Consider the following 10172-nt stretch of genomic DNA (forward strand, 5'->3'; position numbering starts at 1 on the left):
CCTTATTTTTGACTGGCTACAGCGATATAACGCAGGTCTTTCCCTGTTTGGTTAAAAAAACGATACATCTTCCAAAATTGCTGACGATTTTCCTTTTTCATGCCTCGGTAGAAAATTTTGCACGTCCCCCCAAGGCCTTCGTCTCTGATCATCCCTGACAGAGACATCAGGGACATTTGGCCGTAGGTTGCATGTACTTGTCTAAACCCCATTTCCTGATAAAGATTTTTCCAGTCATCAACTTGAAGGGGCTGGACATTAGCATTAATGGTGGTTCTCAGCTTTTCTAAAGTCTGTTCCAAATGGGGATCCTCATAGGCAACATCATGTGTCAACAACAGGCCTCCCGGTTTTAGGACGCGTCTGTATTCCGTGATTGCCCGCTTCTTGGATTTGCCTTGGAGCATGGTCAGCATAGCCTCGTTGATAACAATGTCAAAAGAGTTATCGTCAAAAGGCAATTTCATGGCATTAGCCTCTTGGACCTGAATGAATTCCTCAAGACCAGCCTGAGCAACAGCTTTTTTGGCTTTTTTTAAAGCCTCAGTATCAACTCCTCTGACATGGCAGCCATAAGTCTGAACCAAATCAATAGCAGTCGTTCCCTGATTGCAGGCAACTTCTAAGACCTCTTTATCTTTGCTGAACTGCCCCTGTTCCATTAGCCAATTAGTGGCTGTAACCCCGCCAGGACGCAGCCGCTTCTTGCCAAGTCTAGCTAAGAAATGATGTCCTAGTTCTTTTTGTGCCATTTGCCTTACTCCTTTATTTAAGATACTAAGAGCCAATTTGCCTTGCTTAACCTATCCCACAAATGAACGGAACTTGGTTCAGTCTATTTCTGAATTCACAAGCTCTCCCAAGACTTTTGGCTTATGCAGGATCGCAGACTACTCAGTTTGTAGAAAATAGGTTTTGGTTTAGACCTTCATTCTAACAAAAAGAAGCCAGCCCAGTAAGCATTTACTGGATAAATCTATTCATTGGAATCATTACAAAAAAACTAATGGAGCGTTTAGAGTCAGCAAGTAGAAGTTAGGGTTATTTGAAAATTGATGTCCATGAAATCACAATCTTGTCTTTATCTTGTTTTCGAAGTGCCAAAAAGCGCTCAGAATATGCAAAAGAGCTTAGAACTTTACTGTCCTAAACTCCTTATTGCTTATTTGTCCTTATTCAGCCATTCTTGGTATTTTTCCACAAGATTGACGGCATACTGGGTAGCCAAAGCCAGTGAGAAAGCTTCTGTCCCTTCTGTTTCTTCGTTGGCAACCTCAATTTTGGTTTCATTGTAGATAGCCTTCAAGCTCTCTTTGGATAGGGTATCTTTAAAAGCCTTAAATCCTTTATGCATAAATTCAACTCCATTCTAATGTAAAAAATATTAAGACATTAAGCTAGGTAGTCTTACTGTAGATACAAGGAAAGCTGACCGCCTCTCAATCTTTTTAGTCCGAAATTTCTTTTAAGCTTCCTGATGCTATTATAGCATGAAAAAATTTCAATCTCTTGGTAAAAACTGCTTTTTTCCTGTTCAAGATATCTAGGGGAGAAAAAATTTTCCAGCAGTTGACTTTACAAATTCCTTGTCTGTCTGATATGATGAAATCATGGTTCAATCATACAGTAAAAATGCCAATCGCAATATGCGTCGTCCTATTGTCAAAGAAGAAGTCGTTCAGTACATGCGCACTCATCAGAAACAGGAAACAGGAGCGCTTAAAGATTTAGCAGCTTTTGCCCAAAAAGAAAATATCCCTATTATTCAGCCAGAAGTAGCAGCCTATTTTCGATTTCTTTTGCAGACTCTGGCACCGCAGTCAATTTTAGAAATAGGAGCCGCTATCGGTTATTCAGCTCTCTTGATGGCTGAATATGCGCCTCAGGCTGCGATTACTACAATTGAGCGCAATAAAGAAATGATCGATTTAGCTAAAGCAAATTTTGCCTGCTATGATAAACGCAGACAAGTCACCCTCCTCGAAGGTGAGGCTGCAGACATATTAGCAAATCTAGAGACCCAGTTTGACTTTGTTTTTATGGATTCGGCTAAGTCCAAATATATCGTTTTTTTGCCGGAGGTGCTTAAGCGACTTAGGGTCGGCGGTGTCATTGTGATTGATGATGTTTTTCAAGGCGGTGACCTCACACGTCCCATCACCGAGATCAGACGAGGCCAACGGGCTATTTATCGCGGACTCCAACGGCTGATGGAGGCGACTTTGACTAACCCAGATTTGACAGCCAGTCTTCTACCTATCAGTGATGGTCTCCTCCTCATTCGTAAGAATGCCTCCGATGTAACTTTACCGGACTAGGCAAGATTTCTAAAAGTATGTTATAATAGAAAAGTTAACGTTTAGGGCGGGGAGCCCAAATATAAATAAGGAGTGACACATGGCTAGTAGAAAAGCATTTCAAGATGAAGTGAAAAATAAAAACCGACGTACTAAAAAAGACCAGCGCAAGAAAAAGAAAAAAACAGAAGGTAGTTTTTTCCATTCTCTAGCGACGATCTTTGGCAGTAAAGTCTTTCGAGGATTGGCTACAATTGTCCTAGCAGCAGCTCTGGGGGGAGCCGGAACTTACTTGTGGATGAACAGCAGACCGTCTGAGCAGACTGTTTTGGTTCGCATGAAGGGGAAAACAATCACTGTTGCTGATCTTTATGAAAGCTCTAAGGGTTCAGATGCTACAAAGACTGCCCTCTTGCAAAAGATCTTCTCAACGATGTTAGAGGATAAATACGGCAAAAAAGTGTCTAATGATACCGTTGATAAAAAATATCAGCAGTACGTTAAGCAGTATGGTGATCAGCTGACGACGCTTCTATCACAAAACGGTATGACAGCTGATACCTTTAAAGAAGGTCTGCGAGTTCAAGCCCTGCAAGAGTATGCTTACAAACAAGCTGCTAAAAAGGATTTAACCGATAAGAAATTACAGGAGCTGTACAAGGATTATACCCCAACTGTAACGGTTAGCTACATCCAAGTAAGCGACAAGGAAAAAGCTGATTCTCTCCATGAGCAAGCTACAGCTGACGGTGCGGATTTCAGTCAATTGGCTAAAGATAACAACGGTCAAGAAAATGTTGCTTTCGATTCGGGCGATGCATCATCTTCTAATGAATCGCAAAACCTTCCGCCGGAAGAAGTCCAAAAGGCGGCTTTCAAGTTGGATAAAGATGCTGTTTCGGATGTCGTTGAAGTTTCGGGCAATGATAGCTCCAAGAGCTACTACATTGTCAAGGTTACCGATAAAACAGAGAAGAATCCTGATTGGACAGCTTACAAGAAACGTTTGTCAGATGTCTACGTTAACAAAAAAGTTAGCGATAGCAGCTTTACAAATAAAGTCACAGCTAACTTACTCAAAGAGTACAACGTGACTATTGAAGATCAAACATACAGCTCTTTACTGTCTAACTACGGTTTAGACTCATCAGCATCAAGTTCATCTTCAAAAGCTAAATAAAATATCCAACTTGAGATTTTATCGTCAAAGCTAGTAGGAATTGAGAATGGTTTCCCTTTAATACCAGTTCAGAAATCTGGCGGATGCTGCGAGCCAGACAGGTAGGGTGAGCTTGCTACTCAGTCTTAACAACTTAATAAACTTAATGAAGAATGACAAGTTCATAAAATGGAGGTGGTACCGCGGCTTAGTTCGCCCTTCTCTTAAAGTGGACTTGTCTTTTTATAACTTTTTATTATACCGAGGAGTTCTGTATGAAAACATTTCAAATTAAACAAAAGATGTGGTCTTTGGGTGGAAAATTTATTATCAATGATGAGCTGGGCATGCCCACCTATCAAGTGGAAGGCAGCCTCTTCAAAATTCCAAAGACCTTTACAATTGCGGATATGTCTGGAAATCAGGTAGGGAAAATTGAAAAGCGGGTGTGGGCCTTCCTTCCTAAATTTGATGTGAATCTAGCCAATGGACAAATTGTTACCATCAAAAAGGATTTTAGCTTTTTTAAACCCCATTATTCTCTCGAAAATCTGAATATGGAAGTTCAGGGCAACTTCTGGGATATGAATTTCAACCTGCTGCAAAACGGTCAAATCGTAGCTCGCATCTCACAGGAGTGGTTTCGAATGACCTCAACTTATAATATTGAGGTTTATAATGAAGCTTACTGTGACCTAGTCATCGCTTTAACCGTAGCGATTGATTATGTGAAAGCCCAAGAATCTGGGATTGCAGCTAGCTCAGCCTCAAATTAACTAAGAATAGCTATATAGAAAGGTTATAAATTACCAATGAAACTATTAACATCAGCACAAATTCGTCAAATGTGGTTAGATTTTTGGAAATCAAAAGGCCACTCCGTAGAACCATCAGCTAACCTAGTGCCGGTCAATGATCCCACCCTCCTCTGGATTAACTCTGGGGTCGCTACCCTCAAGAAATACTTTGATGGTTCTGTCATTCCAGAAAATCCCCGTATTACCAATGCTCAAAAATCGATCCGTACTAACGATATTGAAAATGTCGGAAAGACAGCCCGCCACCACACCATGTTTGAAATGCTGGGGAACTTCTCAATCGGAGATTACTTCCGTGATGAGGCGATCGAGTGGGGCTATGAACTCTTAACTAGTCCGGACTGGTTTGCCTTTCCTAAGGAAAAGCTTTATGTGACTTATTACCCAGATGACAAGGCTACCTATAACCGCTGGATTGCTTGTGGAATGGAGCCCAGTCACATGGTTCCAATTGAAGATAACTTCTGGGAAATAGGAGCTGGTCCTTCAGGACCAGATACCGAAATCTTTTACGACCGTGGTGAGGACTTTGATCCAGACCATATAGGACTTCGTCTTTTGGCAGAAGATATTGAAAACGACCGCTATATCGAGATCTGGAATATCGTCTTATCACAGTTCAACGCAGATCCTAAAGTTCCACGTAAAGAGTATAAGGAGCTTCCAAGTAAAAATATTGATACAGGTGCTGGCTTAGAGCGTCTGGCAGCAGTTATGCAAGGGGCTAAAACCAACTTTGAAACAGACCTCTTTATGCCTATTATTCGGGAAGTTGAAAATCTCTCAGGCAAGACCTACGATCCAGATGGCGACAACATGAGTTTCAAGGTCATCGCTGACCATATCCGTGCTCTTTCCTTTGCTATTGGTGATGGCGCTCTCCCTGGTAATGAAGGACGCGGTTACGTCCTGCGCCGTCTCCTTCGTCGTGCGGTCATGCATGGCCGCCGTTTGGGAATTACAGATACCTTCCTCTACAAACTTGTTCCAACGGTTGGTAAAATTATGGAATCTTACTATCCAGAAGTACTGGAAAAGCAAGACTTTATTGAGAAAATCGTTAAACGCGAAGAAGAGACCTTTGCCCGCACAATTGATGCCGGTAGCGGTCATTTGGAAGAGCTCCTAGCTGATCTCAAAGCGGCTGGTAAGGATACTTTGGAAGGTAAGGACATCTTCAAACTCTACGACACCTACGGATTCCCAGTTGAACTAACAGAAGAGTTGGCAGAGGATGCTGGTTATAAAATTGACCATGCTGGTTTCCAAGCTGCCATGAAAGAGCAGCAAGAGCGGGCTCGGGCTGCCGTTGTCAAGGGCGGTTCAATGGGGATGCAAAACGAAACCCTCGCAGGTATCGTCGAGCCATCAACCTTCAGCTATGAGAAGGAAGTCCTAGATAGCAAGCTTTCTGTTATCATTGTGGATAACGAGCGTGCAGACTCAGTAGCTAGTGGTCAAGCCCTTCTCGTCTTTGAGCAAACACCATTCTACGCTGAAATGGGCGGGCAGGTTGCTGACCATGGTGTCATCACAGATGCCGCTGGGCATATCCTAGCCCGTGTGACGGATGTGCAAAAAGCACCAAATGGTCAAGCCCTCCATACCGTTGAGGTTGAAGGCGAATTGACTCTCGGGACAGAGTATCACTTGGAAATCGACCACAAACGTCGCTATGCGGTTGAGAAAAACCATACGGCCACTCACTTGCTCCATGCGGCCCTTCACAATGTCATTGGTGAACATGCGACTCAGGCCGGATCGCTCAATGAAGAAGACTTCTTGCGCTTTGACTTCACCCACTTCGAGGCTGTGAGCGCTTATGAACTCCGTCGTATTGAAGAAGAGGTCAATCAACAAATCTGGAAAGCTATTGCGGTCAAGACGATTGAGACTGACCTTGATACGGCTAAGGAGATGGGAGCCATGGCTCTTTTCGGTGAGAAGTATGGCAAGGATGTTCGTGTCGTGGTTATCGGTGATTATTCTATCGAGCTCTGTGGCGGTACTCATCTGGGTAATACCTCTGAAATTGGGCTCTTTAAGATCGTCAAAGAAGAAGGAATCGGCTCTGGTACGCGTCGTATTCTAGCTCTCACTGGTCAACAAGCTTTTGAAGCCTTCCGTGAGGAAGAGGATGCCCTTAAGGCAGTGGCTGCGACTGTCAAAGCACCCCAGCTTAAGGAAGTCCCAGCTAAGGTGCAAAATCTGACCGAGCAAGTTAAAGATCTGCAAAAAGAAGTCGCAGAACTCAAAGAAAAAGCTGCTGCTGCCGCAGCAGGCGATATTTTCAAAGATGTCAAGGAGGCAAACGGCATCCGTTACATTGCCAGTCAAGTGGAGGTTTCAGATGCTGGTGCTCTGCGTACCTTTGCGGATAATTGGAAGCAAGCTGACCACTCTGATATTTTGGTTCTTGCTGCAAGTATTGGAGAAAAGGTCAATGTTCTCGTTGCCAGCAAGACCAAGGATGTCCACGCTGGTAACCTCATCAAGGAACTGGCTCCAATTGTTTCAGGTCGCGGTGGCGGTAAGCCAGATCTGGCTATGGCTGGAGGTTCAGATGCCTCAGCCATCCAAGCACTTTTAGCCGCTGTGGCGGATAAGCTCTAAGCTGAGTTAACTGACTGTCTCAAATGCGATAGGAATAAAAAGCCAAGTTTGATTAAGCTTGGCTTTTTTGACTGTCGAAAACCACCAGTTATGTTAGTGGTTCTAAAGATCCTTGAGCCTAGTATTAAAACCTCAGTCTTCTATTAACCGCTTTTTTAGCATGGCTATCGAATCCGATTTACCTCTCTTTTATCGTCAGCTTGCCTGCGGCTTCTTGTAGTAGCAATTTTTACTATGTTTATAACATTACTTGGAAATATCGTAACAATGAGATTTTAGTAAAAAATAACGAAGGTAGAATCAAGATTCTTCAGATCTAAGTTCAGGACTCTAAGACAAATGATGTCTCATAGTCCTTTTATACTGTTTGAATACAATAAAGAATGCTAAGTTTTATAGATTGGAAGGCTAGAAAAATAAGCTTTTGCTTGTGCCTATTTTGCAAGAATTGGCGCCAAAAGATTATAATAATCAAAAAAATATACTTTTGATTTCATATAAATTAAAAGTATAACAAAAGTATTTCTTTAAAAGTGATTCTATGTTACAATGAAGCAGGCAAATTATGATTTGCTTAGAAAAATATTGGGAGAAAACAATGAAAGCAAAACAAGTTTACGGTTTTCGAAAAAGTAAGGTTGTGAAATCTCTATGCGGTGCTGTGTTGGGAGCCACAGCGCTGGTGTCACTGACAGGCTATAGAGCAGCAGCCGAGGAAGTATCGGAAACAACATCGACAAGCGGTGTTGACACGAAGGTTGTCGGGACAGCAACAGGCAACCCAGCGACTAATCTGCCGGAAGCTCAAGGGCCAGCCAGCGACCAAGCCAGCCAGAGTCAGGCCCAAGCCGGCCAGAACAATGGGGAGAAGCTGGTTGTAGAGGCTCCGTCACCAGAATTGGAGCAGGCGGTTAAGGAAGCTTACCAAGCTGGTGTGACGGTTCAAGAAGAGGCTGATGTGGACGCGGGGACCGTTCAGACCTCAGAACAAGCAGCTGCTAAGCAGGCGGAGATCGATGCGGATTATGCCCAGCAAGTAGAAGAAATTAAGACAACTTTAAAAGATTATTCAGCCTCTAAGGCAGTTTATGATATTGATAAAGCTGCTTATGATACGGCTAAGGCCAAGTACGATCAGGATAAGGTAGCCTACGATACGGCTAAGGCCAAGTATGATCAGGATAAGGCAGCCTATGATACGGCTAAAACCAAGTATGATCAGGATAAGGCAGCCTACGATACGGCCAAAGCCAAGTATGATCAGGATAAGGCGGCTTATGCTATAGCCAAGGCCAAGTATGATCAGGATAAGGCAGCTTATGATGCCGCTAAAACAGAATATGATCGCCTCAAAGCAGCCTACGATATTGCTAAAACCAAGTACAATCAAGATAAAACTGCTTACGATGCAGCCAAGGTTAAATATGATCAGGATAAGGTAGCCTACGATACGGCTAAGGCCAAGTATGATCAGGATAAGGCAGCCTATGATACGGCTAAAGCCAAGTACGATCAGGACAAGGCAGCCTATGATACAGCTAAAGCCAAGTATGATCAGGATAAAGCAACTTATGATCTTAATAAGGAATTATACGACCAAGACGTCATTAAATATCAAGAGGCACTGGTAGAAGCAGAAAATAAGAAAAATCAAGATGGCTACCTATCTGTGGCAACGCCCCAACCTCTAATTTTTAAGCGTGAAGATAATGCCATAACGAGTCTAGAGGCTTCTGTAAAACAGTACACTAAGGACGAGTTAACAGATTACATTGCGGCCTTACCGATCGATACACCTTATAAAGAATATATCGATATCATCAATAATATGGAAGACCTAGCTGATGGTACAAGAGTTGTTCTGAACAAAGGTGTTCCGCTTACTGTCACCTATACAAATCTTGAAAATTCAACTTTTGATGGTAAAAAGATCTCAAAAGTAACATATACCTACACTCTGAAAGAGGCAAGTATCACTGATGAGGTGCTTCCTATAGTCTTATACAAGGATCCGACTAAGACTCTCTGGTATCCCGCTATGAGTGGGAGCATCAGGATTAATATGGCTGCAAAGTTTTACGATGCTGATGGTCAATTAATCGATCTGACAGGCGGTTTGTTCAGCTTTTCTTCTTTAAACTCAGATTTAAAATCAGTGGAGTGGGTCTCTGGCTTTAATGGTGAGATGATCCCAATTTCAGGATCTGCTATTGTCCCCCATCCAAATGGCGATGTTCATGCTGATCACTCTACAGATTCTATAGCAGAAGGCTCACGCTTTGACTATGCTGAGTGGGATACAGAACTCAGTCCACTTAAATGGTATGGTGCTATTGTCGGTAAGGCTAATGGCAGTGATGTCAGCTTTGATATCGCGTCGACCGGACGTTATCTAGTTTGGTTTGCCTTTAACTCCGATATTAAGGCAGTTGGTGTTCCAGTGAAACCCATAGAGCCAGTAGCACCGACACCGCCAACTGAGCCGACTGAACCAGTAGCACCAACCCCACCAACCGAGCCCGCTATTCCAGTAGAGCCGGTAGCGCCAACCCCACCAACCGAACCAGTAGCACCAACGCCGCCAACTGAACCAACTGAACCAGTAGCACCGGTTGTTCCGACACCTCCGACTGAACCGGTTGCACCGATTCCGCCGGCTGCACCAGTGGCACCCGCTGTTCCAACGGTTCGTTACCACTATGCTAGCTATGCCATCCAGCCTCAGGTTAACAAGGCCATCACCAATAACATAGGAGTCGATATCGACAAGACCCTGGTCGCTAAGCAGTCAGTGGTCAAGTTCCAACTGAGAACGGCTGAACTACCAGCCAACCGTGAGGAAACCACCTCCTTCGTCTTGGTCGATCCCCTGCCAAGCGGCTATCAGTTCAACCTCGAAGCGACTAAGGTGGCCAGTCCAGACTTTGAGGTCACCTATGATCAAGCGACCCATACGGTGACCTTCACAGCCACCGCGGAAACCCTGGCCCTGCTCAATCAGGACTACACCAAGGGCATCACTGCCCCCGTCCCAACCATTGTCGGTCAGGTCATGAACGATGGGGCCACCTATGAAAATAACTTTACCTTAACGGTCAATGATGCTTATGGGGTCAAATCCAATATCGTTCGGGTCACCACCCCAGGGAAACCAGGAGATCCAGACAATCCCAATAATAACTACATCAAACCGCACAAGGTCAATAAAAATGAAAATGGCACCGTGATTGACGGCAAGACCGTCCTGGCTGGTTCAACCAATTTCTACGAATTGACGTGGGATCT

7 protein-coding genes are annotated in these 10172 nt (G+C 43.8%); 5 read left to right on the top strand and 2 right to left on the bottom strand.

Going from position 1 to position 10172, the window contains the following annotated elements:
* Window positions 1–2: 2 nt before the first annotated feature.
* Entirely contained in the window at window positions 3–752 is a 750-nt protein-coding gene (locus AC4HAO_RS09900) for a class I SAM-dependent methyltransferase (RefSeq protein WP_491135259.1), read from the bottom strand.
* Between the two features lie 410 nt (window positions 753–1162).
* Window positions 1163–1354: a hypothetical protein gene (locus tag AC4HAO_RS09905; protein WP_491093982.1), complete on the bottom strand. Its 192-nt coding sequence runs from the start codon at window positions 1352–1354 to the stop codon at window positions 1163–1165.
* A 256-nt stretch (window positions 1355–1610) separates the two neighbouring features.
* Here AC4HAO_RS09905 and AC4HAO_RS09910 point away from each other — a divergent pair, with 256 nt between their 5' ends.
* From AC4HAO_RS09910 to AC4HAO_RS09930, 5 genes are all read left to right on the top strand, one after another.
* Window positions 1611–2318, top strand: coding sequence for an O-methyltransferase (locus tag AC4HAO_RS09910; RefSeq protein WP_491135260.1), 708 nt, complete (start codon window positions 1611–1613; stop codon window positions 2316–2318).
* A gap of 79 nt (window positions 2319–2397) precedes the next feature.
* A complete protein-coding gene (locus AC4HAO_RS09915; RefSeq protein WP_491135261.1) occupies window positions 2398–3477 on the top strand; it encodes a peptidyl-prolyl cis-trans isomerase in 1080 nt (359 codons plus the stop codon).
* Between the two features lie 254 nt (window positions 3478–3731).
* Entirely contained in the window at window positions 3732–4232 is a 501-nt protein-coding gene (locus tag AC4HAO_RS09920; protein ID WP_491093979.1) for an LURP-one-related/scramblase family protein, read from the top strand.
* A 36-nt stretch (window positions 4233–4268) separates the two neighbouring features.
* The gene (alaS, locus tag AC4HAO_RS09925) at window positions 4269–6887 is read left to right on the top strand and encodes an alanine--tRNA ligase (RefSeq protein ID WP_491135262.1); all 2619 of its coding nucleotides are present in this window, start codon (window positions 4269–4271) and stop codon (window positions 6885–6887) included.
* A gap of 598 nt (window positions 6888–7485) precedes the next feature.
* Window positions 7486–10172 (top strand): GbpC/Spa domain-containing protein (locus tag AC4HAO_RS09930; protein ID WP_491135264.1); only part of this gene is annotated, 2687 nt, incomplete at its 3' end.

It is taken from the genome of Streptococcus sp. ELY_137, from assembly GCF_058314515.1.